At 44.7% G+C, this 25,878-nt stretch carries 19 protein-coding genes; 14 read left to right on the plus strand and 5 right to left on the minus strand.

The features are described 5' to 3' along the window. From APB76_RS23310 to APB76_RS17445, 8 genes are all read left to right on the plus strand, one after another. The coding region (locus APB76_RS23310; protein ID WP_330220432.1) for a FimV/HubP family polar landmark protein at nucleotides 1-3,100 on the plus strand (3,100 nt) is incomplete at its 5' end. A gap of 98 nt (nucleotides 3,101-3,198) precedes the next feature. Further along, nucleotides 3,199-3,993, plus strand: a complete 795-nt coding sequence (truA, locus tag APB76_RS17415; RefSeq protein WP_054961322.1) for a tRNA pseudouridine(38-40) synthase TruA — start codon at nucleotides 3,199-3,201, stop codon at nucleotides 3,991-3,993. Nucleotides 3,994-4,168: 175 nt separating this feature from the next. Next, nucleotides 4,169-5,095 carry an acetyl-CoA carboxylase, carboxyltransferase subunit beta gene (gene accD / locus APB76_RS17420; RefSeq protein ID WP_054961323.1) on the plus strand — a complete coding sequence of 309 codons (927 nt, stop codon included), beginning with the start codon at nucleotides 4,169-4,171 and terminating at the stop codon, nucleotides 5,093-5,095. A gap of 44 nt (nucleotides 5,096-5,139) precedes the next feature. Further along, nucleotides 5,140-6,405 (plus strand): bifunctional tetrahydrofolate synthase/dihydrofolate synthase, encoded by a 1,266-nt coding sequence (gene folC / locus APB76_RS17425; protein ID WP_054961324.1) that lies wholly within the window; start codon nucleotides 5,140-5,142, stop codon nucleotides 6,403-6,405. Further along, nucleotides 6,406-6,945, plus strand: coding sequence for an SPOR domain-containing protein (locus APB76_RS17430; protein ID WP_054961325.1), 540 nt, complete (start codon nucleotides 6,406-6,408; stop codon nucleotides 6,943-6,945). It abuts the gene before it with no gap. 63 nt (nucleotides 6,946-7,008) lie between these two features. Further along, a complete protein-coding gene (locus APB76_RS17435; RefSeq protein ID WP_049846691.1) occupies nucleotides 7,009-7,500 on the plus strand; it encodes a CvpA family protein in 492 nt (163 codons plus the stop codon). Nucleotides 7,501-7,534: 34 nt separating this feature from the next. Further along, the gene (gene purF / locus APB76_RS17440; RefSeq protein ID WP_054961326.1) at nucleotides 7,535-9,049 is read left to right on the plus strand and encodes an amidophosphoribosyltransferase; all 1,515 of its coding nucleotides are present in this window, start codon (nucleotides 7,535-7,537) and stop codon (nucleotides 9,047-9,049) included. Nucleotides 9,050-9,271: 222 nt separating this feature from the next. Continuing rightward, nucleotides 9,272-9,862: a helix-turn-helix domain-containing protein gene (locus APB76_RS17445; RefSeq protein WP_054961327.1), complete on the plus strand. Its 591-nt coding sequence runs from the start codon at nucleotides 9,272-9,274 to the stop codon at nucleotides 9,860-9,862. A gap of 145 nt (nucleotides 9,863-10,007) precedes the next feature. Here APB76_RS17445 and znuB read toward each other — a convergent pair whose 3' ends face one another. Next, complete coding sequence (znuB, locus tag APB76_RS17450; RefSeq protein WP_049846694.1) at nucleotides 10,008-10,793, minus strand: zinc ABC transporter permease subunit ZnuB; 786 nt, start codon at nucleotides 10,791-10,793, stop codon at nucleotides 10,008-10,010. Beyond that, a complete protein-coding gene (gene znuC / locus APB76_RS17455; protein WP_049846695.1) occupies nucleotides 10,786-11,571 on the minus strand; it encodes a zinc ABC transporter ATP-binding protein ZnuC in 786 nt (261 codons plus the stop codon). The genes znuB and znuC overlap by 8 nt, the downstream gene beginning before the upstream one ends. An 80-nt stretch (nucleotides 11,572-11,651) precedes the next feature. Between znuC and znuA the strand changes: the two genes are divergently transcribed. From znuA to APB76_RS17480, 5 genes are all read left to right on the plus strand, one after another. Next, complete coding sequence (gene znuA, locus APB76_RS17460; protein ID WP_054961328.1) at nucleotides 11,652-12,530, plus strand: zinc ABC transporter substrate-binding protein ZnuA; 879 nt, start codon at nucleotides 11,652-11,654, stop codon at nucleotides 12,528-12,530. Between the two features lie 221 nt (nucleotides 12,531-12,751). Continuing rightward, nucleotides 12,752-16,045 (plus strand): AraC family transcriptional regulator, encoded by a 3,294-nt coding sequence (locus APB76_RS17465; protein WP_054961329.1) that lies wholly within the window; start codon nucleotides 12,752-12,754, stop codon nucleotides 16,043-16,045. An 815-nt stretch (nucleotides 16,046-16,860) separates the two neighbouring features. After that, on the plus strand, nucleotides 16,861-17,088 hold the full coding sequence (locus APB76_RS17470; RefSeq protein ID WP_049846698.1) for a FeoA family protein: 228 nt from the start codon (nucleotides 16,861-16,863) through the stop codon (nucleotides 17,086-17,088). Continuing rightward, nucleotides 17,088-19,364: a Fe(2+) transporter permease subunit FeoB gene (gene feoB / locus APB76_RS17475; protein WP_054961330.1), complete on the plus strand. Its 2,277-nt coding sequence runs from the start codon at nucleotides 17,088-17,090 to the stop codon at nucleotides 19,362-19,364. Before APB76_RS17470 ends, feoB begins: the two co-directional genes overlap by 1 nt. After that, on the plus strand, nucleotides 19,361-19,591 hold the full coding sequence (locus tag APB76_RS17480) for a FeoC-like transcriptional regulator (protein ID WP_049846700.1): 231 nt from the start codon (nucleotides 19,361-19,363) through the stop codon (nucleotides 19,589-19,591). Before feoB ends, APB76_RS17480 begins: the two co-directional genes overlap by 4 nt. Nucleotides 19,592-19,672: 81 nt before the next feature. Here the strand turns inward: APB76_RS17480 and APB76_RS17485 are convergent, their stop codons facing one another. Next, nucleotides 19,673-20,101, minus strand: a complete 429-nt coding sequence (locus tag APB76_RS17485) for an HIT family protein (protein WP_054961331.1) — start codon at nucleotides 20,099-20,101, stop codon at nucleotides 19,673-19,675. Nucleotides 20,102-20,246: 145 nt separating this feature from the next. Next, on the minus strand, nucleotides 20,247-21,980 hold the full coding sequence (gene argS, locus APB76_RS17490) for an arginine--tRNA ligase (protein ID WP_054961332.1): 1,734 nt from the start codon (nucleotides 21,978-21,980) through the stop codon (nucleotides 20,247-20,249). Between the two features lie 248 nt (nucleotides 21,981-22,228). On the opposite strand from argS, the gene APB76_RS17495 reads away from it, so the two are divergent. Beyond that, on the plus strand, nucleotides 22,229-22,828 hold the full coding sequence (locus tag APB76_RS17495; RefSeq protein ID WP_054961333.1) for a VOC family protein: 600 nt from the start codon (nucleotides 22,229-22,231) through the stop codon (nucleotides 22,826-22,828). On the opposite strand, the gene APB76_RS17500 is transcribed toward APB76_RS17495, so the two are convergent. Beyond that, nucleotides 22,825-25,599 (minus strand): insulinase family protein, encoded by a 2,775-nt coding sequence (locus APB76_RS17500; protein ID WP_049846704.1) that lies wholly within the window; start codon nucleotides 25,597-25,599, stop codon nucleotides 22,825-22,827. The genes APB76_RS17495 and APB76_RS17500 overlap by 4 nt on opposite strands. Nucleotides 25,600-25,878 lie beyond the last annotated feature (279 nt).

Here is a 25,878-nt window from a genome sequence, read left to right on the forward strand (position 1 = left end):
GCCAGAGCCAGAGCCAGAGCCAGAGCCAGAGCCAGAGCCAGAGCCAGAGCCAGAGTCAGAACCAGAAGAAGATGAAGACGATTGGCTAACAACGGCTATTGAAGACTTTGAGAATCCTCAAGACGAACTTGAAGAGCCTACCGATATCGATGAAGTAGACAGTCAAGACGTGCTGTCCAATGAAGGTGTTGCTGAGCAAGCTCCAAGTGAAGATGAACCAGAAGAAGATTGGCTGACTTCAGCAATTGATGAGGTTGAAAGTCCACACACGGCGTCTGAACCCGCTCAAGTTGTAGAGACATCTTCAGCCTCTTTGAATGAGTTGTCAGCGACCTCAGGTGCTGAACAGCAAGCAATTGTTGAAGATGATTTGCTTGCGCAGCAAGAGCAAAATGACACACTGAAAGAAGAGACTCCAGAGACTCCAGAGACTCCAGAGACTCCAGAGACTCCAGAGACTCCAGAGACTCCAGAGACTCCAGAGACTCCAGAGACTCCAGAGACTCCAGAGACTCCAGAGACTCCAGAAGAATCCAAGTCTTCACCATCTATTCCAGAAGCTATCCCAAATGAGTTTGGTGTTCCTCAAGACGATGATTGGATAATTGATGAGCCTCAGACTGAAGAAGCTCAAGCAGAAGATACTTTGGCCTCTCAAGCACCAGCCGAACAGGAAGTACAAGAGCCTGTAGAGCTAGATTTGCCTGATATAGCTCAAGAGAGTGTCACCGAAGATCCACAGCCAGAAACAGAGGTATCAACAGTAGAGTTGGAAGACGAATCTTTCGAACTCGATGAGCTAGAGCTAACAGAATTTGGTGAAGAAGAAGCGCTCGCTGAGGTTGCCGACAAGCTGCAGCCAGAAGTTGAAGCTCCTACTACTGAGCTTGAAGAGGAATCTTTCGAACTCGATGAGCTAGAGCTACCGGAGTTTGGTGAAGAAGAAGCGCTCGCTGAGGTTGCCGACGAGCTGCAGCCAGAAGCGGAAGCTCCTGCCGTAGAGCTTGAAGAGGAACCTTTCGAACTCGACGAGCTAGAGCTACCAGAATTTGGTGAAGAAGAAGCGCTCGGCGAGGTTGCCGATGAGTTGCAGCCAGAAGTAGAAGCTCCTGCCGTAGAGCTTGAAGAGGAATCTTTCGAACTCGATGAGCTAGAGCTAACAGAATTTGGTGAAGAAGAAGCGCTCGCTGAGGTTGCCGACAAGCTGCAGCCAGAAGTTGAAGCTCCTACTACTGAGCTTGAAGAGGAATCTTTCGAACTCGATGAGCTAGAGCTACCGGAGTTTGGTGAAGAAGAAGCGCTCGCTGAGGTTGCCGACGAGCTGCAGCCAGAAGCGGAAGCTCCTGCCGTAGAGCTTGAAGAGGAACCTTTCGAACTCGACGAGCTAGAGCTACCAGAATTTGGTGAAGAAGAAGCGCTCGGCGAGGTTGCCGATGAGTTGCAGCCAGAAGTAGAAGCTCCTGCCGTAGAGCTTGAAGAGGAATCTTTCGAACTCGATGAGCTAGAGCTAACAGAATTTGGTGAAGAAGAAGCGCTCGCTGAGGTTGCCGACGAGCTGCAGCCAGAAGTTGAAGCTCCTGCTACTGAGCTTGAAGAGGAATCTTTCGAACTCGATGAGCTAGAGCTACCAGAATTTGGTGAAGAAGAAGCGCTCGCTGAGGTTGCCGACGAGCTGCAGCCACAAGCGGAAGATCCTGCCGTAGAACTTGAAGACGAATCTCTCGAACTTGATGAGCTAGAGCTACCAGAATTTGGTGAAGGAGAAGCGCTCGCTGAGGCTGCCGATGAGTTGCAGCCAGAAGTAGAAGCTCCTGCTGTAGAACTTGAAGACGAATCTCTCGAACTCGATGAGCTAGAGCTACCCGAGTTTGGTGAAGAAGAAGCGCTCGCTGAGGTTGCCGACGAGCTGCAGCCACAAGCGGAAGATCCTGCCGTAGAACTTGAAGACGAATCTCTCGAACTTGATGAGCTAGAGCTACCAGAATTTGGTGAAGGAGAAGCGCTCGCTGAGGCTGCCGATGAGTTGCAGCCAGAAGTAGAAGCTCCTGCTGTAGAACTTGAAGACGAATCTCTCGAACTCGATGAGCTAGAGCTACCCGAGTTTGGTGAAGAAGAAGCGCTCGCTGAGGTTGCCGACGAGCTGCAGCCACAAGCGGAAGCGCCTACTGCTGAGTTTGAAGAGGAATCATTCGATCCTGATGAGCTAGAGCTACCAGAATTCGGTGAAGAAGAAGCGCTCGCTGAAGTTGCCGACGAGCCGCAACTAGAAGCGTCTACCGCTGAATCTGAAGAAGAGTCCATTGAAATTGCAGAGTCAGATCTTCCTCAATATAACGAAGAAGATGCTCTCGAAGATTTGGAGCCAACCAGTGATGAGTTAACGCAGGATGACTTTGAGCTAGAGCCCGTAGAGCTACCTGAACTAAGCGAAATACCTTCCGAAAATGTTGCACCTTCAGTAGATGAGATCGAATTAGCACACCAAGATTATGATGAGAGAGCGTTTGATGAATTGCTGTCTGAAGAACAGCCTGAAACAGCAAACTTCTCATTCGAGACGCCAATAGATACAACGACGTCTGATAGTGCAGGGATGGATATTGATGCGATGCTTGAAATGGGCGAAGACTGGAATGGCTTTAGTCTTTCGCCTGAGCAACAGGCAAGTATTCCAGATGATATTCCTGAAGACCAGGCGGATGTGTGGTCGCAAGACAATACACCAGAACAGGCTAAAATTCTGGAAGAAAACTGGGAAGAGCAATCGGATCTTGAAGAGTTTAACCCCAATGAAAACAACTACCGCACTATTGACGAGTTAATGGCTGAAGTGGAGTCTGAAGAAGAACAATCTGTTGATGACGAGCTGAAACTAGATGTTGGCTTGAATGACTTTCCTGATGTGATTGGCGATATTGGTGATGCAACTGATGTCGATGCCAACTCTGAAGCAGCAGGTAAGCTAGACCTTGCAAAAATCTATATCGAGATGAATGACTCACAAGGAGCCATCAAGCTTTTAGAAGAAGCCATTGTTGATGGTAGTGATGAAATCCGCCAAGAAGCAAAAAACCTTATCGATATCATCAATAAGGGGTAGGTAACCTCGTTCTACAAGGGGGCAGTTTAGCCCCCTTGTTTTTTGGTATATACTTCTGCCCCCATTATTCGGCCCAAAATTTCAACGAGAACACCCTGATGAGAATTGCTTTAGGTATTGAATACAACGGTACTCAGTATTTTGGTTGGCAGCGCCAACGAGAAGTTAAAAGCGTACAAGAGAAGCTAGAACACGCGTTGAGCATCGTTGCAAACCATCCTATCGAAGTCCAATGTGCTGGACGTACAGACGCAGGCGTACATGGTACGGGCCAGGTTGTTCATTTCGACACCACAGCAACACGCAAAATGGTCGCTTGGACGATGGGAGCCAATGCTAACTTGCCTGATGATATCGCCGTACGCTGGGCTAAAGAAGTGCCAGAAGCCTTTCACGCCCGTTTTTCTGCCACAGCGCGTCGTTACCGCTACATCATTTTTAATAGTGCATTACGACCAGGAATTCTTTCTTCGGGTGTCAGCCACTACCACGGCGACCTTGACGAAAAGAAGATGCACCAAGCAGCGCAATACCTGCTGGGAGAAAATGACTTCACTTCTTTTAGAGCTACTCACTGTCAATCACGTAGTCCGTGGCGCAATATGATGCACATCAACGTGACTCGTCATAATCAGTATGTGGTGATCGATATTAAAGCCAATGCATTTGTTCATCATATGGTTCGTAATATCACGGGTAGTCTGATTTGTGTTGGCCGTGGTGATCAAAACCCAGAGTGGATAAAAGAGCTATTAGAGATCAAAGATCGCAAGCAGGCTGGGGCAACGGCAAAGGCAGCAGGTTTGTACCTAGTTGATGTTGATTATCCTGAAGAATTCCAATTGCCAAGAGTGCCGATTGGGCCACTATTTTTGCCAGACAATTTGAACTAATACGTGGTAAATTGTCGAACTAATCAGGTTTTTAGTGTGTGTGGAATTGATTCAAGAAATAGGTACAACCAGTTTTTTGTCTACACTTGGCATTTAATATGCTTTAATCCTCACGCGTAAATTCAGAATTTGTATCCTTCGCTTTAAGCGCGGGAGTAGAGAGAAAAGGTCTTCCATGAGTTGGCTTGAAAAGATTTTAGAAAAAAGCAATATCGTTAGTTCACGTAAAGCGTCAATCCCTGAAGGGGTTTGGACAAAATGTACTTCATGTGAACAGGTGCTTTACCACGCTGAACTAGAGCGTAACCTAGAAGTATGTCCGAAATGTGACCATCATATGCGTATGAGAGCACGTCGTCGCCTTGAAACATTCCTAGACGAAGATAATCGTGTTGAGATTGCCGACGAGCTTGAGCCGCAAGATAAGCTGAAGTTTAGAGATTCAAAGAAATACAAAGATCGTATTTCTGCGGCTCAGAAAAATAGTGGCGAGAAAGACGCGCTAGTTGTAATGAAAGGTGAGCTACTTGGTCAGCCTATCGTTGCCTGTGCATTCGACTTCTCTTTCATGGGCGGTTCAATGGGCTCTGTTGTTGGTGCTCGCTTCGTTCGTGCAGCTGAAGCAGCGATGGAAGCCAACTGTGGTCTAGTGTGCTTCTCTGCAAGTGGTGGTGCACGTATGCAAGAGGCGTTGATGTCTCTTATGCAAATGGCAAAAACCAGTGCTGCGCTAGAGCGTATGTCTGCCAAAGGCTTACCGTTTATTTCAGTAATGACAGACCCAACTATGGGTGGTGTTTCTGCTAGTTTAGCCATGCTTGGTGACGTCAACATTGGTGAGCCTAAAGCACTGATTGGTTTTGCAGGTCGCCGAGTTATTGAACAAACAGTACGTGAAGATCTACCGGAAGGCTTCCAACGTAGTGAGTTCCTTCTTGAGCACGGTGCGATTGACATGATCGTTGATCGTCGTGAGATGCGTCAACGTATCGGTAGCCTGATGGCGAAGATGAACAACAATCCATCACCTTTGGTGGTTTCTGTTAACGATTCGCCAAATGAAGCTGCTTATTCTGTACCAGAAGCAGACGAAAAAGGGTAAAGTAGCTCACTAACAAGCAACCGCAATCAATTGGTTATAGTTAGATGAGTCAAACCCAAATTCCTCAAGCCACATCTCCACTATCGATGTGGCTTGATTATTTAACAAACATCCACACCTCTGCGATAGATCTAGGTCTAGACCGCGTCCAAGCTGTCGCTCAAACAGCCAATCTTACTAAACCTGCTGCTACTGTTATTACTGTCGCTGGTACTAACGGCAAAGGCTCTACATGTGCGCTGATGGAAGCAATTTTGCTCGATGCTGGCTACTCTGTTGGTGTCTATAGCTCACCACACCTTATTCGTTACAACGAGCGTGTCCGTATTAACGGTGAAGAGCTAAGTGATGACAAGCATGCACAAGCGTTTGATTTTGTTGAAAAACAACGCGGAGAAATAAGCTTAAGCCTATTCGAATACGGAACGCTAGCTGCACTGCGCCTTTTCCAAACAGAGAAAGTGGATATTGTTCTGCTGGAGGTCGGCTTAGGTGGTCGTCTTGATGCGACCAACGTGGTGGATCATGATGTCTCTGTGATTACCAGCTTAGCGATTGATCATGTTGACTGGCTTGGTGACGATATTAACGTCATCGGTTTCGAAAAAGCGGGAATTTACCGTAGTGGCAAACCGGCGATTTGTGGTCAACCCAAAGCGCCATCAACCGTTGCAGCTCATGCTGATGACATTGGTGCTGAGTTCTATGCAGTTGATATACAGTACAGCTACGAACTACAAAGTGAATCAGTTTGGCAGTGGACACATGGAAGCTACACCTTAGAAGATTTACCTGTCCCAAACTTACCACTGCAAAACGCCGCAACGGCGCTTATGGCACTTGCGACAGCGAACTTAGACTTAAGCGACGTAAATATCGTTAATGGCCTCAAAAACGCTCAGTTACCGGGACGTATGCAAGTTATCAGCACTAAGCCAACCATCTTGCTTGACGTTGCTCACAACCCGCACTCAGCTGAATATTTGGTTGAAAGAGTTGAACAGCAGTACCAAGGTAACAACATTCATATTGTGGTGGCTATGTTGCATGACAAAGACGTTGAAGCGACGCTAAATGCGCTAAGCCCAATCGCTGCCAATTGGTATCCTGCTTCTCTTTCTGGTCAACGTGCGGCAAGTTCTGAGGAGCTATGTCAGTATCTTCCGTCAGGTACAACCCAGTATCCAACTCCAGTAGAAGCATTTGAAGCAGCAATGACAAACGCCAAGCCTCAAGATGTCATTCTAGTTGTTGGTTCTTTCCACACTGTGGGTGAAGTACTAGAGTATTGGCAAAACAAAGGTGAATAAATGGCAAGTAAATTTCAAAACCGCCTCGTTGGTACCATCATCCTTGTCGCGATAGGGATTATTGTTTTACCAGACGTGCTAGACGGCAAGAAAACCCATTATAAAGAAGAGATCGCTAGCATTCCTCTTAAACCTGAGCTTGATAGTGAGTTAGAGAGTTTTGAAGTGTTAGATCCGGTTGATGATAGCCAAAGCTTACCTGACACACCAGTTGAGGTAACCATCTCGAGTAACGAACCAGTTGCAGAAGATAAACCATTACCAGTGGTGGTAAAAGAAGTTCCAGAGCGCAACGAGTACCAAGATAGTGCATGGATCGTTCAATTAATGGCATTAAAAAATGCCGACAACGCTAAAAATCTGGTGAAAGATCTACAAAAGCGCGGTTATCAAGCTCACACAAAACCCGAAAATGGTTTTACACGAGTCATTATTGGTCCTGATGTATCAAAGAGTAAGCTTGAGCGTCAGATCATTGAACTAGAAAAAATTACTGGTTCCAAAGGTCAGTTGCTCAAATTTAAACCACTAAATCCATAAGAAAACGTTTGCGTCAGCGTTTTTTCTGTTAAAATGCGCGCCAACTTAAGATGTAAGTACAGAATGAATCCGTTAGATATTGTCATTTTAGGTGTGATCGGCCTGTCGGCTTTGATCAGTTTAGTTCGTGGCTTCGCTAAAGAAGCGTTGTCATTGGTGATTTGGTTTGGGGCGTTTTTTATCGCGAGTCAGTACTACGCGAAGCTAGCGGTCTACTTTACCAATATCCAAGATGAGATGGTTCGTAATGGAGCCGCGATCGCAGCCTTGTTTATTGCAACCTTAGTTGTGGGTGCTCTCGTTAACTACGTGATCTCTCAGCTAGTGCAGAAAACAGGCTTGTCGGGAACAGACAGAGTATTAGGCATCGTCTTTGGCGGTTTGCGTGGTGTTCTAATTGTTTCTGCCGGACTATTTTTTATGGATGCGTTTACTTCGTTTCCAGATTCACAGTGGTGGAAAGGTTCTCAATTGGTGCCGGAATTTAGCCGCGTCATTGCCCCTTTCTTCGAACACTTACAAGCAACATCTAGTTTCTTATCTGGCGCGCTATAACGCGCCAGTCATTGTCAAAATCGAGGGTTAGGACATGTGTGGTATTGTTGGAATCGTGGGCACTTCGCCTGTAAACCAGTCTATCTATGATGCATTGACGGTATTGCAGCACCGTGGCCAAGATGCCGCGGGTATTTGTACCATAGAAAGCAATCGTTTTCGTCTGAGAAAAGCGAACGGTTTGGTGAAGGATGTGTTTGAAGCAAAACACATGCAAAGGCTCCAAGGCAGTGTGGGTATCGGCCATGTTCGCTACCCTACCGCGGGCAGTGCAAGCTCTTCTGAGGCTCAACCATTCTACGTAAACTCTCCATTTGGTATTACGCTTGCACACAACGGTAACCTTACCAATGCAGCTGAAGTTCGTGAGAAATTGTTCGAGAAAGATCGTCGTCACGTAAACACTACTTCAGATTCAGAAGTTCTGCTCAACGTGCTTGCCCATGAAATTGACACCGTAAAGGGGAATGTCACGGCTGAAGACGTGTTCCGCGCAGTGACCAATGTCCATCGCACTATTCGCGGTGCTTACGCAGTTACAGCAATGATTATCGGTCATGGCATGGTGGCGTTTCGTGATCCTAACGGCATTCGCCCTCTATGCCTAGGTAAACGCGAAGTAGCAGGTAATGTCGAATACATGGTTGCTTCAGAGTCTGTTGCTCTCGATGCTGTAGGTTTTGATTTCCTACGTGATGTTGCGCCAGGTGAAGCGATTTACGCTACATTTGATGGGCAACTTCATACTAAGCAATGTGCCGATAACCCAGCACTAAACCCATGTATTTTTGAATTTGTCTACTTTGCTCGCCCTGATTCATTTATCGACAAAATCTCGGTATACAGTGCCCGGGTTGAAATGGGCAAAAAACTAGGTGATCGTATTCGCGACGAGTACGAGCACCTAGATATCGATGTGGTTATTCCAATTCCAGAAACTTCATGTGATATCGCGCTTCAAATTGCCCAAGCGATTGATAAACCGTACCGTCAAGGCTTTGTGAAAAACCGCTACGTAGGTCGAACCTTCATCATGCCGGGTCAGCAGCAACGTAAGAAATCGGTTCGTCGTAAGCTAAACGCGATTCGTTCTGAATTTAAAGATAAGAACGTTCTACTAGTAGATGACTCTATTGTCCGCGGAACTACCTCAGAGCAGATCATTGAGATGGCGCGTGATTCAGGTGCGAAAAAGGTATTTATGGTATCAGCAGCGCCAGAAATTCGTTTTCCGAACGTGTACGGTATTGATATGCCAAGCGCGACTGAGTTAATTGCTCATGGCCGTGACAACAATTCAATCTGTAAGCAAATTGGTGCTGATGAGCTTATCTTCCAAACACTTGAAGACCTTGTTGATGCAGTCGGCATGGGTAACCGCGATGTCGAGAAGTTTGAGACATCGGTATTCAGTGGCGAATACGTTACAGGCGACATCGACCAAAGCTACCTAGACTTTTTAGAATCCCTACGCAGCGACGATGCAAAAGTACAGCGTGAGCTCCAGCAAGACCTAGCTAACCTAGAGTTGCATAACGAAGGTGCTTAAGAGCGGGAACGCTGCGCTCGGGAACGGGCTTCGCCCTATGGAGCGCTTCGCTGCTGGAAAGCAACCTAGTTGATGATAACTAAATTAAGCCCTAACGCCCCACTTAAGTGGGGCGTTAGCAGTTTGTCACCCCTTTGACGCATTATTGGCGTTAAACTGTCGTATAAGAAATTTGGAATTATTATATGCTTTGGACATCAAACATTAGATGTTGGACGTGTGATGAAGGTTAATACAAAAACAATACTCAATGAACGTAAGTCAAGGGCATGGAGTCAACAACATTTAGCTGATGTAAGTGCTTTAAGTTTAAGAACAATTCAAAGAGTTGAGAAAGAAGGTGCAGGTTCACCTGAAACAGTGAAGGCACTAGCGGCTTGTTTTGAATTAGATGCTAGTGAACTGCTTCTACGAGAAGAGACCAGAAGAAATTCATTCGAGATAAATATCAGAACGAAACTGGCTGCAATGTGTTCTTCAATTATCGTCATTTTTGTCAGCACGATTATGTTTTTTGTGCAGCCTACAATGGCTTCAGATATAGAAATTAGTGCGGATCAGATAGAAAGTACTGATGAAAATAACTATCAACTATTTAGTGGTAATGTAGAAATATTTGTGCCGGAAGAGATTACTTTTGAAGTCGAATCTGATGAACTTTGGGGGACCGAAGCAGCTTCAGTTGTCACGGGGAGTGTGAAGGTAGTACTAGATGAAGCTACGTTGGTAGTAGGTGATGGTGTGATCATCAAAGTCGACAAAGGTATAAAAATAACTACAGATTACGCCGAACTGCGCCCTTTACCGCTATGATAGAAAACTGCTAACGAAAGCTTAAAGTTTCAAGATCCTCTTTCTAATCTGGCCAAAATTGTTAGAGCTATAATCTAAAATATTCCTGTCCAAAAATAAAAAGAGCTGGCGTAGAACGCCAACCCTCCAAAACTGTTCCAGCTCTCTAGCTCTTAACCCGATACATCTGACTCAGCATAAACATCGCTGTCGCGCTAATTACTACTGATGGGCCGGCAGGTGTGTCGTAGTGCCAAGACATGCTCAAACCAAGTAGAACAGCAATTGCACCAATGACAGAGGCGAGTATCGCCATTTGTTCCGGCGCTTTGGCGAAGCGGCGTGCGGTTGCTGCTGGGATGATCAGTAGTGACGTCATAATCAGAGCACCAACGAACTTCATACCAATGGCGATGACAAGGCCGACCATAAGCATTAGGATTAGGCGCATCAGATCAACGTTATGGCCTTCTACGGCTGCTAGATCTTCATTTACTGTGGTAGACAAAAGTGAGCGCCAGAATAAGGTCAGCACTGCTGAAACAACTGCCACACCAATATAGATATATACGAGATCTTCTGGCGTTACTGCTAACAAGTCGCCAAATAGATAACTCATTAGGTCAATACGCACGTTATCAAGAAAGCTTACTGCCACTAAACCTAGCGATAGGGCGCTGTGTGCAAGAATACCTAATAAAGTATCGGTCGCGACTAACTGTTGTTTTTGTAACGTCACTAAGATAACCGCTAACGCTAAGCAACAAACAGTCAATGCGAGATACAGGTTAATATCGAATAAGAAACCGAGCGCGAGCCCCATTAGAGAAGCGTGAGCTAGCGTATCACCAAAGTAGGCCATACGGCGCCAGACAACAAATGAACCCAAAGGGCCGGCGATTAATGCGATACCTAAGCCCGCTAATATTGAAGGTAGCAAAAACTCAATCATGATGATGGCCGTGAGAATGGTTTGAACAGATTTCTGCATCACCGTCGACGGGCTCTCCGGCTAAGTCATGATGGTGATGGTTGTGTTTATGGTGATAGAAGGCAAATGGCTGCTGATGCGTATGACCGAATAGTGCTATATAGCTTGGGTGCTGTGCGATTTCTGCAGGTGCACCAGAACAGCATACATGGTGATTGATACACACTACGTCATCGGTTTTTGCCATCACGAGGTGTAGGTCGTGTGAAACCATAAATACAGCACAGTTGAAGCGATGACGAATCGTGTCGATTAGCTCGTAGAGATCAATTTGCCCTTGAACATCGACACCTTGCGCAGGCTCATCTAGCACCAATAAATCAGGACGTTGTAGAAGTGCACGCGCAAGAAGTACTCTTTGGTTCTCGCCACCCGAAAGAGAGTGCATGTTACTCTTGAATAGGTGTTCTGCTCCAACGAGTTTAAGCGCATCATTCAGTTCTTGTTTACTGTATTTGCCCGCCAAACGCAGAAATCTTTCTACATTCAGGGGCAGCGAGTCATTGAGCCTAAGTTTTTGTGGCACATAACCAATCTTGACACCTTTGGTCTTGGTCACTTTACCGTTATAGTCTTTCAATAACCCAAGAAGCACCTTGACTAAAGTAGATTTACCCGCCCCGTTTGGGCCAATCAAAGTGGTAATTTCACCTCTATTGAGGCGTAGAGATATATTGTCGAGTACTTTGCGTTCACCAAATTGAACGTTAATACTATTGAGTTCGACTAGAGCCGACATGAATGGAACTCATTTGCAATTGACTAATGTTATAATGTAACATTTATTCACTCTTTTAACCAGTCGGTAATCACCAATCTATGAAACGTTTTCTAATGGCTTGTGCAATTGTTGTTGCAAGCCCGTCTTTTGCTCAAGCATCAGAGGTTTTAACTAGCATCAAGCCAATTCAGCTCATCACGGTTGAGTTGACAAAAAATATCTCACAACCTGATGTACTCCTTGGTTCAAACACCTCACCTCATGACTACGCATTACGCCCTTCAGACGTAAAACGCCTGCGAAATGCGGATCTCGTTGTTTGGTATGGTAATGATTTAGAACCGTTTTTAACTAAAGTTCTTAAAGACCAAGACAATGTACTGACATTGAGTGATATCAATGGCTTAGAGTTGCGTGAGTTTGCTGGTGGTCATCACGATCACCATGATCATGACCATGGTTCTCACGATCCGCACTTTTGGTTAGGTTATAAACCGACTATGCAAGTTGCTGAAGCGATCACGCAAAAACTTGTTGGGTTAGATGTGACCAACAAAGCTGAGTACGTAAAAAATCTAGAAGCGTTTAAGCAGAAGTTAACCGAACAGAAAGCGGCAATAACTAAACAGTTAGCGCCAGTTGCCGATGCTGGCTACTATGTCTTCCATGATGCTTACGGTTACTTTGAGCAAGATTTCCCACTTAATCATCTCGGTTATTTTACGGTGAGCCCTGAACGCAAACCAGGGGCCAAAACACTGATCGCTATTCGTAAAACGTTAGCGGCAGAAAAAGCGCGATGTGTTTTTTCAGAGCCACAATTTACTCCTGCGGTTGTAGAGTCTGTCATTCGAGGTAGCAAAGTCAAAACAGGTGTACTGGACCCGCTGGGGATAGAAGTAGAAGCCGTTGTTGGCGGATACTTTGAATTCAAACAGAATCTTGCTGATAGCTTTAGTCGTTGCTTGGTGCATTAACGTGATATTCAGCCAAAGACTCTCGAGTCTTTGGCTGAATACCTATCTGTGAACTGATCGAAAAAGTCGTCAACTAATTCTCTTCCTTACTTGTTAATCCCGCTATTTACTAGATAATTATTACCACAAAATAACAATAGAGCCTGCCAAGGTTCAGAATCGCGCACGATTGGTAACTTTCATTTGCTGCTAGGGATCGGATTATCTTGAATAAGTTTATAATGTTGCTTCTTTTGCTCCTACATACCGGAGTATCTTTAGCTGCAAATACTTCGCCTAAGTTGTTTTACCCTTTGCCAACCTTAGCGCAAGGAAAAATTTTCGCGGCGAAGCAGTTATTCTTGGCTGATGATGGCGGCATTTGGTTTCAAGATGTGCGAGACCAAGTCCTTTTTTTTGATGGTCAACATATTCTTCCTGAGAAAGGCTCTGCACTTGATCACGAAGCCTCACATATCGCTTTTCTAGACAATGCATTCTGGTCATTCTTCCAAAACGAAATCTACCGCACTGTTCCTAATCAAGAAAAAGAGTTGGTGTTTAGTCTAACGCCCGGAACCGAGATTTTAAGAATTGGTTCATCGAAGCGTTATATTTGGGTGTCAGATGAAAGGAATTTTTATACTTATCATATCGATACCGGAGAATTTCAAACCTTCTCTTTAATGGTGCTGTATCAATATAATCAATCGTCGCAAATTACGATTAATGATGCCAAATTCATTCTATCTAAATGGGTAGTAGCGACGAATGCGGGGGTGTACTTATCTGATGGTGAGCAGTTTGAACACGTTCCAAGCTCCGGGAAAAATTATGTTGAGAAACTCTATTTTTCTGAAAAACGTCGAGAGTTGATTGTTGGCTCTTTGAACGGGGCACTGATTTTTAATATCCAAAAGCCTCAGAAACCGATAAGAACCATTTCGGGTAGTCATGTTTTAAGTATCACAGAAACAAGCCAAGAGTACTGGATTGGAACAGAAAAAGGCTTATACGTTTATACCTTTTTGACAGGAGAAACTCAGAAATTTGAACATGGGATTGGTGCTGGAAACAGTCTTGCTGGGGAAAAGATCTATTCGTTACTTAATGACAATACAGGTGGTATTTGGGTTGCAACAGATCGAGGGGTGAGGTACTTCTCACTCTATTCGCATAAATTCACCCGCTACTCCAATGAAGCTATGTCGCTCCTTAGTCGCGGGGAGAAAACACTCGAGATCTATCGAAGTAAAGGGCAAGACGGATACTGGTTGCTGACCAACAAAGGAGTCTTTCGCCTTAACTTACTCAATTTGGCGTCACGTCAGCAACTATATAGAGGGAATGTTTATGACCTGGAAGAACGCGACGGTGTACTGTGGTTAGCGACTGATGATGGAGTCGTGTGTGTGAATGCAGATACTGGGGAAGTGATCGATGATGACCTACCAAACTTTCTGAAAACGACCAAGGTTAGATTTATTGAGTTCGATCACCATCAAATGTTGTGGGGGGCGAGTGAGACTGAGCTTTGGAGTTACCAACCCGGTAGTCGCAAACTGACTCAGTACGGTTCTGATTGGATGATCGACAAGTATTTACCCGCTCAGTTAACGCATATGCATGTGACTTCTCAAGACTATGTGATGTTGGGGACAGAACATGGTATGTACATGGTGCAGGACGGGCAAATTAGCTTTGTTGGAGAGAGTATTCCCTATGGTGAAGTCATCGATACTGCGCAAGTTTCAGAACAAGAGCTTTGGGTGGCAAGTCGTTATGGATTGTATCGTCTAGACCTTGATAAAAATAGAGTTGAGCCGATCGATATGGTCGATGGGCACGTGACGCCAAAATGCTTAATCAAAAACCAAGATGGTATCTGGTTGACTTCGTCCACAGGGCTATCACGTTACTCATCAAACGGTGCACTTAGTCAGCACTATGGAGAGCCTTTCGGGGTGATTAGTAACGAGTTTCTTTCTGGTGTATGCAGCTTTGGGAGTGACAGTGAACGAACAATTCTGTTGGGAGCAAAAAGTAGCTTGGTTAAAGTCAACACTCAGCAGCTTGTTGTGAGTCGCTTACCTGATACACGGGTAATATTTAGCCAGATAAAACATAACCAAAAGCTATTTTCATTAGCCAATACACTAAAGCAGACTCCAGAGATTGGTTATGGCGAGTCGATTTTCTTCCAGTTTGGTTTTCTTCCCAGTTCAAGCAACATTAATCTTGAGTATCGACTAAACCAAAGCAGCGAGTGGCAAGTATTAGAGGGGAGCACATTGACCATAGAACACCTTATGCCAGGAGAGTATCAGCTTGAGGTGCGTCCAATAAGACACAATCGAGTAAAAGGTGACAGCAATAGCTACCATTTTGTGGTGACAGAACCTTGGTTTTTAAGCCATGTCGCTTTTGCCATTTATATATTGGCGATTCTGATCATTATCGCGATCATTGTTTATTGGCGCTCTCGGTTGATGGCAAAGTCAAACCGTGTGCTTAAGGCTCAAGTGGCACTAAAAACCAACCAGTTACGTCATCAAAGTAGAGTGTTGCTAGGTAATAACAACCAGTTACGTAAACAGCTTCAAGTACGTTGGTTGATCTACAGCCAGTCTATCAGTGGTCTAAAAGAACGGCTCAAAGTCGTGGGCTCTAAAGAACTCGCCCCGGAACAGCTAGTTGACTATGTACAACGAGAGTTAGAGATGTTGGTCAATGTAAGGTCTACCAATGGACAAGCGTTACCCGTTTTTAATCTAACCATGATATTGCATTCGGTTATCAGTAGCTGGAAAGATGAGTTGGCTAAAGTGGGAGTCAATGTCACTTTTGAATCGGACACAGAGCTACATATATGCCTGACTGATTTTAATCTTGATGAGATCTTCAACCTGGTGTTTGACGGCATTCTACGTCGTTGTTACCGCAATCAAACCGTTGTAATTCAACTTACCCAAGCAGAAGGTAAAGTTACGTTTTCTATGCTCGATCAAGGCGATGCCTTTGACGCAAGTACAGCTAGCGCTAGCTCCTCGGAAAACTTGCATGAGCTCGTTGCACAAAGTGGTGGCGAGATGAGTGTGTTCAGTTCAGATGAGAGAAATTTACTGGAGATTAGTTGGCAAGAAAGTGTGTCATTTGAACGTAGCCCTGTTGTAATGTTAGATGAGGAAGATGGGGCTGACTTAGTGCAAGATGATCCTTGGCTTTCAAGAGTGGTGAAAGTGGTTGAATTGAACTACACAGATCCTGACTTTGGTACTTCATCTGCAGCCAAGATGCTTTACGTTTCTGAGCGTAGTCTACAGCGACGATTTAAATCGTCGGTAGAGAAAACTTTTACTGAGTATTTGACTGAAGTGCGCTTAGATAATGCTTGCCGACGCTTGCTGGCCGGAGAGAAGGTGTCGGACGTTGCCTTTGAATGTGGCTTCAATGATCCATCTTACTTTAGCCAAAGGTTTAGACATCGCTTTGGTATGTCACCGACGCAGTTTGTTGAACAACAAGGCGATTATTAGCGATCGTATGAACTGCAATCCATCCTTTGTTTCCTAAGTTATATCAATCTCTGTTCTCTGATAGGCCTTGAATGCTTAATTCAGCACTATCTCTGAGAGCCACGTCATTGCAACTTTAAGAATGCGCGGATAGCCATACTTCACTACAAACTGTGTGTCGACTATTGATATAAATCACTGGGTTAGTACTACGTTGTACGTGGATGTGGTGTTAAGGATAAGAAAAAAATGTCGTGGTATAGTCGGGGAGACTATACCACGGGTGTCAATGACACCTTCGCTTGCTGCCGGAGTGACGCTGATGCGTCACCTCTGGAATTTTAATGTCGTCTTAAGGGCGTTCCCTCTTGACGTGATTAACTATAGCGAGGTGGACTTTTTTTACTTATAAAATTAACGCCAAGGTGACATAAGAAAAGCGACACTTAATTAAGTATATGTTTTATTTGAACTAATTTGTTTGCTTGATATTCAGTTGAGTGATTGTTGGGTCGAGCTGATAACTGGATAAGTCTTTTTTGACGAAATTGACGAGTATTGTTTTGACGTTTTTAGAGCAGGGCCTGTGGAGCGATATCTCTACCAATTGTGCTAGTAATCGCAAGAGCTGTTGCTTCAATATCTGCCTATATCACATCACCCCATCTTTACGCTCATACTCCACTTATATATCGCTTCTTTTAGTAACCAGTTACTGACCCCGATTTTCTCGAAACATGAAAACATTGATTTCAGGCAAGATCTGTTAAAACAATTGAAGATAGAATTGTAAGCACAAATGAAAATATTTCTCATTACAAATAACTGGTATGATAATGAAACTCTCACAACTACAACAGGGACAAGGTGCGACCATCACTGGGCTTTCTGAGCTCTCTACGGATGTGCGTAAAAAATTGATGGTTATGGGGCTTCTGCCGCAAACACCTGTCACATTAATTCGAAAAGCACCGATGGGAGACCCACTCCAAGTAGAAGTTCGCGGGGTTTCGCTAGCAGTACGTGTCAATATTGCTGATGCAATTACAGTGGAGGCAAACTGATGGAATACAAGATTCTTACGGTAGGTAATCCAAATAGCGGTAAAACAACGCTTTTTAACGGACTCACTGGTGCCAAGCAACAGGTAGGTAACTGGGCGGGCGTTACCGTCGAGAAAAAAACAGGTAAGTACTCACATTCTAGCGACGACTTTTTACTTACCGATCTGCCAGGTATTTACGCTTTAGACAGCGGCAATGATGGAAACAGTATCGATGAGTCTATCGCTTCTAGGGCTGTGCTGACTCATCCTGCTGATTTGATCATCAACGTAGTCGATGCGACTTGTCTTGAGCGTAGTCTCTATATGACGTTGCAGTTGCGTGAACTTGGTCGTCCTATGGTTGTTGTACTCAACAAGATGGATGCCCTAAAACGTGAACGCCAAACCATCGATATTAAAGCTTTGGAAAAAGTGCTTGGTTGCCCAGTTATGGCTATCTCGGCCAACAACAATTCTCAAGTTCAGGCATTTAAAGAGCGTTTACATAAAACGCTTGTACAAGGTGTTGCACTGGATGAACTGCGCCTTAATTATGGTCAAGAATTTGAATCAGCAATTGAACAAGTACAGCCACTATTTGCAGATCATTCAGAGGTTGCTAAGCGTGCTTTGGCGATTCGCGCACTTGAAAATGATGTGTTGGTACTGAACTCTCTATCTCAACAGCCACGTACAATGGCGCTAGCTGCACAACGCAATGTAGAGCTAGACGTTGATTTGCTTGTCGCTGATGTCAAATATACGTTTTTGCACGAACAGTGTAAGAAGGTACGCCGCTCAGAAGGTAAACTCAGTCACAGCTTCACAGAGAAGGTTGACGCTATCATCCTAAACAAATGGGTGGGTGTACCGTTTTTCTTTGTTGTAATGTATTTGATGTTTATGTTCTCGATCAACATTGGCAGTGCCTTTATCGACTTTTTCGATATTGGTGTTGGTGCTCTGCTGGTTGATGGCGGTCACTACTTGTTAGACGATCACCTTCCTGTTTGGCTGGTGACACTGTTAGCTGATGGTGTCGGTGGCGGTATCCAAACTGTTGCGACATTTATTCCCGTCATTGCATGTCTATACCTATTCTTAGCATTACTAGAAAGCTCGGGCTATATGTCTCGCGCTGCGTTTGTATTGGACAAGGTCATGCAAAAAATTGGCTTACCAGGAAAAGCGTTCGTTCCGCTAGTGTTAGGCTTTGGTTGTAACGTACCTTCTATTATGGCCACCCGCACACTCGATCAGGAGCGTGAACGCAAATTAGCGGCCTCGATGGCGCCATTTATGTCATGTGGTGCTCGTTTACCCGTTTATGCTTTGTTCGCTGCTGCATTCTTCCCTCAAAGTGGTCAGAACATTGTATTCTCACTTTACCTGCTAGGTATTGTTGCCGCAGTGTTCACTGGTTTGGTACTTAAGAAGACACTTTACCCAGGTTCAAGTGATAGCTTGGTGATGGAAATGCCGGACTATGAACTACCGACGATTCGTAATATCGTGATTAAAACATGGCAGAAATTAAAGCGCTTTGTTTTAGGGGCGGGTAAAACGATCGTGGTTGTTGTTACTATTCTTAGCTTCCTAAACTCTGTAGGTACAGATGGTTCATTTGGCAACCAAGACAGCGAAAACTCAGTGTTATCAAAAGCATCACAAATCGTGACGCCTGTCTTTGCTCCTATTGGTATCCAAGAAGACAACTGGCCTGCAACAGTAGGTATTATCACTGGTATTTTTGCGAAAGAAGCCGTAGTGGGTACATTGAATAGTTTGTACGCACCAAGTGAAGAGGAAGGCGGCGAGTACGATCTGATGGGAAGTCTAGAAGAGGCGGTGATGTCTATTCCAGACAATCTAGCAGGGCTTAGTTATTCCGATCCACTTGGTATTGAAGTGGGCGATCTTTCTGACAGCCAAGCGGTAGCAGAAGAGCAAGAAGTTGATGCTTCAATCTTTGGTAACCTAAAAGGATATTTTGCTTCCAGCAATGCGGCATTTGCCTACCTAATCTTTATATTGCTGTACACGCCTTGTGTGGCCGCTATGGGGGCCTATGTGCGTGAATTTGGTCAGAAATACGCACGCTTTATCGCGGTATGGACTATGGGGCTGGCATACGGAAGCGCAGCCTTATACTACCAAGTGACGCACTTTACTGATCACCCTGCGTCAAGTTCGGCGTGGATTGCTGGTATTTTGTTGGTGAGCTTTGCGACATACAGAGTGCTTAAATCTGTCGGTACCAAACAAAATCAAACGCTAGAGGTACAAGTTGCATGATTCTTTCTGATCTAAAGCTGTGTATCGAGCAAAGTGCTGGTATTTCTCGTCGTGAGTTAGCGAAGAAGTTTGCGATGAGCGAGGATGGGGTAGACGCAATGCTGTCTGTGTGGATTAAAAAGGGCAAGATCTCAAGGTTTGTTGATACTAACTCTTCAAAAAATGTCACTCGGATTAGATACGCAAAAGTCAATGATGACGCTTTAGCTCTGAATGTCACCATGTAATCGGAGACTAATGTTAAAAAGCCGTTCTTGATAGAAGAACGGCTTTTTTTATGTCCGACGTTTTATTAGTAGGCTTAGAATCTATGCGGCAGTAAATATCGAGCTTAAAGAAAGGACATTCTTAATTCGGTTTAGAAGTCTACCTTGCTCATCATCGCTGCGGAACTTACCTTCGGTATTACCCCAGACAGGGCCAGGCCAGGCCACGTCATCTTTAAAACGAGCGATATGATGAATATGAAGCTGAGGAACCATATTGCCGAGTGCGCCAAGATTTAGCTTATCAGGTTGGAATGTCGCTTCTAACGCTTGGCTTACCGCTTGTGATTCAAGCAAGAATTGCTGTTGCTCTTTCATTGGTAAGTGATGCAACTCTTTTAAGTTGTTTCGTTTAGGCACTAAAATAACCCAAGGCACAGCGGTGTCTTTATGCAGTAGGGCAACGCATAAAGGGAATTGACCAATCACAGTGGTATCTTTAGCGAGTTGAGGATGCAGTTCAAAACTCATAGTCGTAATCCATTTTTATCCGATTGTGCCTAGTATACGCCAAATAAAACAAAAGGTTGACGCTCTCGCACCAACCTTCATTCTAGCTCTCTAGCTCTCTAGCTCTCTAGCTCTCTAGCTCTCTAGCTCTCTAGCTCTCTAGTTCTTACATACGCTCTAGCGTATCGATACCAAGCAAAGAGAGACCTTGCTTGATTGTTTTTGCAGTAAGTGCTGCTAGCTTCAAGCGGCTTTGCTTCACAGACTCATCTTCACTGCTTAGGATTGGGCATGCTTCGTAGAAGCTTGAGAATTGACCTGCAAGTTCGAATAGGTAGCTACACATGATATGCGGTTGACCTTCACGAGCAACAGATTGAACCGCTTCTTCAAATTGAAGAAGTTTAGCAATCAGTGCTTTCTCTTTGTCTTCAGTTACTTTGATCTCACCAGATAGCTCGTCCATAGAGATACCCGCTTTAGCGAAGATAGAAGAAACACGAGTAAAGGCGTATTGCATGTAAGGTGCAGTGTTACCTTCAAATGCTAGCATGTTGTCCCAATCAAACACGTAGTCAGTGGTACGGTGCTTAGATAGGTCTGCGTACTTAACCGCTGCCATAGCAACAGTTTTCGCGATGTTGGCTTTCTCTTCAGAATCAAGGTCAGCGTTCTTAGACTCAATCAGTTTAATTGCGCGCTCTTCAGCTTCATCTAAAAGATCGGCAAGACGAACCGTGCCACCTGCGCGAGTCTTAAATGGACGACCATCTTTGCCTAGCATCATACCGAAAGCGTGGTGCTCTAAAGAAACTTCTTCTGGCACATAGCCTGCTTTACGAACGATAGTCCAAGCTTGCATTAGGTGTTGATGCTGACGAGAGTCAATAAAGTAAAGTACGCGATCTGCACCGAGTGTTTCGTAACGGTACTTAGCACAAGCGATATCAGTGGTGGTGTATAGGAAGCCGCCATCACGCTTCTGGATGATAACACCCATCGCTTCGCCGTCTTTGTTCTTGTACTCGTCTAGGAACACAACTTGAGCGCCGTCATCTTCTTGCGCTAGGCCTTGCTGCTTAAGGTCAGCAACAATGCCAGGTAGCATGTCGTTGTACATGCTTTCACCCATTACGTCAGCACGAGTTAGAGATACGTTTAGGCGGTCGTAGTTACGCTGGTTTTGAACCATAGTAACATCAACAAGCTTTTTCCACATTTCAGCGCAGTATTCGTCACCGCTCTGAAGTTTTACAACGTAGTTACGTGCTCTTGCAGCGAACTCTTCGTCTTCGTCGTATAGCTTTTTAGATTCGCGGTAGAAGGCTTCAAGGTCTGAAAGTTCCATTGAAACTTCACCAGACTCCTTCTGTACGCGCTCAAGGTTGGCGATAAGCATACCGAACTGAGTACCCCAGTCGCCGATGTGGTTAGCACGAACAACTTTATGACCAAGGAACTCTAGTGTACGAACAACAGCATCACCGATGATAGTTGAACGTAGGTGACCGACGTGCATTTCTTTAGCAACGTTTGGTGCAGAGTAGTCAGCAACAATCGTTTTCTGCTCTTCTGCTGCAACGCCTAAACGAGTGTCTGCTAGGGCTACATCAGCCTGTTTCGCTAGGAACTCTTCGCTTAGGAAAATGTTGATAAAACCAGGGCCTGCGATTTCTGTTTTACTCGCGATACCTTCTAGGTCTAGAACATCCAATACTTTTTGCGCGAATTCGCGTGGGTTAGTCCCTAGTTTTTTTGCAACGCCCATAACGCCATTTGCTTGGTAATCACCAAACTGAGGTTTTGCAGATTGACGAACGGCTGCAGGGCTGCCTGCAGGTGCGCCAGCGGCTTCTAAAGCCTGAGAAACTTTGTCATTAATAAGTGCTTGGATATTCACACGCGCTTCCTTCAATTCTTGGGAATTGGTTAGCTATGCATTCGTTATCACTCGGCTGGTTCATCGACAGGAGCCGTGAATAATATCCAACAAGTGGAATGAATGCATATCTCGATCTAGTTCATAAATTTGGCGCACATAATAGCAACTTTATTGCTTCGCTTATAGGGAGTTAACTGGGAAATTTTCTACTTTTCCTGGCGATCTTGTTAGTATTGGGGAAAAATCAACGCATTGGGTACGAAAAAATGTCACAACCGCTGTTCAACGCTGAATTAATGCCTTCTCAGATGAAAACAAACCTTGATGAATTTATGCATAAAATTCAAGGTTTAAGCGATACTTTGCATATTAATCTCAAGCCATTTCAGGCTGATCATATCGCTTTGCGTATCAATGATGCTGAACTGGCGAAATTAGCGCATCAAGAGTGGCAAAAAGAAGGGAAGGTCATTTCGAATGCTCAGATTAATGGCCGCCCAATCATCGTAATTCTGTTTGAGCAAGCTTTGAATAGCCATGGCTGGGATATTGAGTGCTTGGAACTGCCTTACCCAGCGCATGGGAAAATCTACCCAGAGCAGGATTGGGAGCATGTCGAGTTTGTTGTTCCTTCAACTGCGCAAACCGCAGATGATTACCTCGCAGATCTAAAGAAGCAATTTCCTGATTTCGCGGCTCAGTGGGAGCGACTGTCAGATCTTGGGATCAAAACCAAGCTATCAAGCCCGAAAGGGGAAGGTGAGCGTTTGAACAACCCAACGGTTGCATTTAAATGGCAAAGGGTGTGCATTAAGCTTCACCCCCATTCATTGAAGAACATTGTTGAATCTGAGCAGGCAGGCTAGCCTAACTCAATATCTTGTGGTCTTAATTGGAACTCTTCAATTGAGCCTATTTCCATACCTAGGTTAAGCGTCTCTGATTCATGATGCGCGTTACCCTGAGTGTGCATTATGAGTCGATTCGCTGTGCGTGGTTTGAGTTCATTGACCACGAAGCGAATCATATCTGTGCGGGTTAAGGTTTTGAGCTCCTCCAAAACCACCTCTTTCTGATTGAAATCCGTATCTTTATTGCCAATAGCAACCCACAGTCGCTGAGCGCGGCCGCGTAAGGTGGTATCAGGGGTTGAGATCTGATTCCATAATCCCCGTTTACTGCTATGCCATTGGTACTCGTTTAGCTCTAATAGCACCATATAGAATGCGTTGAGGAATTCATCTATTGAGCTGATCAAGTCAATCGGAGCAGCGTTGGGAGATTGCACATACAACGCAATACCTGGGTGTCGATTTAGTGGTAAGTTGCCTGTACCTACCATATAGCCAAGCTGCTGCTTAGTACGAATCTCATGGAAAAAGGTGGCTGACATTAGGTGGTTGGCTAATGAATATAGGGCGATACTTTTTGGACTAGTGTCGTCACATTGATAGTAGAGTACCGTCGCTGAGTCTTCTTGATCGCAGAACACTTCGCGTTGGAACGAGCCATTTTTACCTAACATAACCAGTGGGCGTAGTGCTTCTTCATACTGTTGGTTTTGCACTCTAAGTGCATCTTTTAAGGTGTGACCGAGAGCAAGGGCGTCGGCTCGAGTCCAATCTCCGTAGACAAACATTTCAACATGCAACTCAGCTAGTATGGCTTCGACAAAACTTGCCAACTCATCGACTTCGATTGATTCCAGTGCTTCCACCAATACTGAGTAAGGTGGGTTGTTTGGTTGTAAAATCCCAGTAAGTGCATTGAAAAGCTGTGAAATTGGACGATCTTGAGCTGAATTACGCCAATTTCTTAGTAATTGCTGTTTGATGGTATTAAATCTCTGGCTACTGAACTCACGTTGGGCGAAGCGAGTTAAGATCTGCTTCATCAGTTCTGGCTGTTTTTGACTAAAGCCTGAGATGGTTAACGTTACTCCCCCTTGATGAGCATACATGTTGTAACCCATCCCTGCGATTTCTGCTTGATAAGTATCAGCAGCGAGGCTGTCTAGAAACATCTCGACGCAGAGGCGAGTCTTAACAATATTGCGTGGGTTGGCTACGGCATGAGGGCTATCAATGGCGATATAAACCACGCCTTTTGGGACGCGAAATTCATCGTCTTGCAAGTGCCAAAGTTTAAAGCCTGGTAACTCTTCTAATACTTGTGGTACAGAGTGAGAAATCTCTAATTCCTTTGGGTCTAAGTCATAGCAGATAAAAGGATTCTTTTCGGGCAGTTCAAAGACCAATGGGCTAGGACGTAAGTAATGTTCTATTTGCTCATGGGCTAATGCACTTACAGAATAAGGTGTGAAATACCATTTAGCCGCTTTGGTGTATTCATACCCATGTGCGATAAGTGTTGTACGGAGATTGGCCGGAGTGAAATATTGCAACAAAGATTTTAGGACGGACTCGTCATAGTGATTCATCATGAAATCACCATAAACAACATCCTCTTCTTGATAATGCTGCATATTAATAACTAAATGGCTGACTAAATCGAGTGAACGAGTGGGCTCTTGAAAACGAAATGCTGACTCCAAGACCGCTTGCTTTTCTGCGTATCGCCACTCATCTAGCCCCTTCTCGCTAATCAAAGAGATATAGCTAAAGACAGCCTGGGTAATATCATCAATGTGATCGAGGCCAAGCGGAGTTAACGCGCAGCTAACGGTAAATTCACGATAGTTGCTGCCACTGGTGCCACCGCCAGCAGATAGAGAGGTGATCCAGTCTTTGTCTTTGAGTGTTAGCATTAAACTGCCGCTACCTTCATAACCTAACAAGTGGGCAAAGTAAGACAGAGGTTTGCTTTGGTAGTACTGATCCATGCTTGGCATAGGAAAGGTAAGAATCAGTTTTCGGATCTCCTTTACGGGTTCTACTTTGACCAAAATCGAGGTTGAATACTGATCAGTAAATGGCGTTGTAATGCACTTTCCGGCTAATTGATGATTTGGGATCGCTGAGAACTTTTCATGACACATTGTTTCAAGTTCATCTAGATCCTGAGGGCCAGTCACAGCCAACGTCATTAAATCGGCAGAATACTGCTCGTAGTGGAAGGCAATAATTTCCTCTCTGATCGACTCACCGTTACGATCCTCTAATGTTTCTAAGTTGCCAACAGAAAACTTACTAAAGGGATGAGCGGGATTGACAATTTCTTTATGGACTTGATAGAGCCTTCTTGAATCATCATTGAGTTTAAGTTTGTATTCAGACTCAACAGCTAGGCGTTCTTTGTCTAATGCTTCGGGGTTGAAAAGTGGGGCGGTAAAAAACTGACTGAAGCGATCTAGGCTTGACTCGAATGCATTGGGTGTTACATCGAAGAAGAAGCAGGTGTGTTCGGTACCTGTCCACGCATTATTACTGCCGCCATGCTGATTAATATAGCTTTGAAATTCTCCGACTTTGGGGTATTTTTCTGTGCCCAAAAACAACATATGTTCTAAATAATGGGCGAGACCTTCTCTATCGGATGGGTCGTCGAAGTGACCCACATTGACCGCGAGGGCTGCTGCTGATTTTTGCGCACCTTGATCGTGAATCAATAAAACCCTGACTCCGTTAGCTAAGGTAAGATAACGATATTGGTTCGTATCATTGGGGCTAATGTGCACAGTACACTCTCCGAAACTGTTTAAGTGGTCTTATAGACAATAGAGTAATTATGACTCGGATGTAGTCGACTGCAAACTATCTGTTTGAGAAATATGAGCAAAATGGGTCAAAGAACTGAACTGATTAGCTTTAAATAGTGTTAAGAAAGTCGGGGTCTTTAGTTAGAGAGTTGATATAATTGTTTATAGGTCCACGCTGATGTTGGGGCCGAAATAGCTCAACACTTGATAACAATGAAGCTGTGTTTAAACCAGCACGACAAAAATAAAACCGCGCCA

Source organism: Vibrio bivalvicida (assembly GCF_001399455.2).
Lineage (GTDB): Bacteria > Pseudomonadota > Gammaproteobacteria > Enterobacterales > Vibrionaceae > Vibrio > Vibrio bivalvicida.

Excerpts from the sequence above, each read along its gene's own strand:
- znuA (WP_054961328.1), top strand. The coding sequence starts at position 11,652 with ATGAAACGTTTTCTAATGGCTTGTGCAATTGTTGTTGCAAGCCCGTCT.
- APB76_RS17485 (WP_054961331.1), bottom strand. The coding sequence starts at position 20,101 with ATGAGTTTTGAACTGCATCCTCAACTCGCTAAAGATACCACTGTGATT.
- purF (WP_054961326.1), top strand. The coding sequence starts at position 7,535 with ATGTGTGGTATTGTTGGAATCGTGGGCACTTCGCCTGTAAACCAGTCT.
- feoB (WP_054961330.1), top strand. The coding sequence starts at position 17,088 with ATGGAATACAAGATTCTTACGGTAGGTAATCCAAATAGCGGTAAAACA.
- truA (WP_054961322.1), top strand. The coding sequence starts at position 3,199 with ATGAGAATTGCTTTAGGTATTGAATACAACGGTACTCAGTATTTTGGT.
- znuC (WP_049846695.1), bottom strand. The coding sequence starts at position 11,571 with ATGTCGGCTCTAGTCGAACTCAATAGTATTAACGTTCAATTTGGTGAA.
- APB76_RS17430 (WP_054961325.1), top strand. The coding sequence starts at position 6,406 with ATGGCAAGTAAATTTCAAAACCGCCTCGTTGGTACCATCATCCTTGTC.
- APB76_RS17495 (WP_054961333.1), top strand. The coding sequence starts at position 22,229 with ATGTCACAACCGCTGTTCAACGCTGAATTAATGCCTTCTCAGATGAAA.
- APB76_RS17470 (WP_049846698.1), top strand. The coding sequence starts at position 16,861 with ATGAAACTCTCACAACTACAACAGGGACAAGGTGCGACCATCACTGGG.
- accD (WP_054961323.1), top strand. The coding sequence starts at position 4,169 with ATGAGTTGGCTTGAAAAGATTTTAGAAAAAAGCAATATCGTTAGTTCA.
- APB76_RS17445 (WP_054961327.1), top strand. The coding sequence starts at position 9,272 with ATGAAGGTTAATACAAAAACAATACTCAATGAACGTAAGTCAAGGGCA.
- APB76_RS17435 (WP_049846691.1), top strand. The coding sequence starts at position 7,009 with ATGAATCCGTTAGATATTGTCATTTTAGGTGTGATCGGCCTGTCGGCT.
- folC (WP_054961324.1), top strand. The coding sequence starts at position 5,140 with ATGAGTCAAACCCAAATTCCTCAAGCCACATCTCCACTATCGATGTGG.
- APB76_RS17480 (WP_049846700.1), top strand. The coding sequence starts at position 19,361 with ATGATTCTTTCTGATCTAAAGCTGTGTATCGAGCAAAGTGCTGGTATT.
- znuB (WP_049846694.1), bottom strand. The coding sequence starts at position 10,793 with ATGATTGAGTTTTTGCTACCTTCAATATTAGCGGGCTTAGGTATCGCA.
- APB76_RS17465 (WP_054961329.1), top strand. The coding sequence starts at position 12,752 with ATGTTGCTTCTTTTGCTCCTACATACCGGAGTATCTTTAGCTGCAAAT.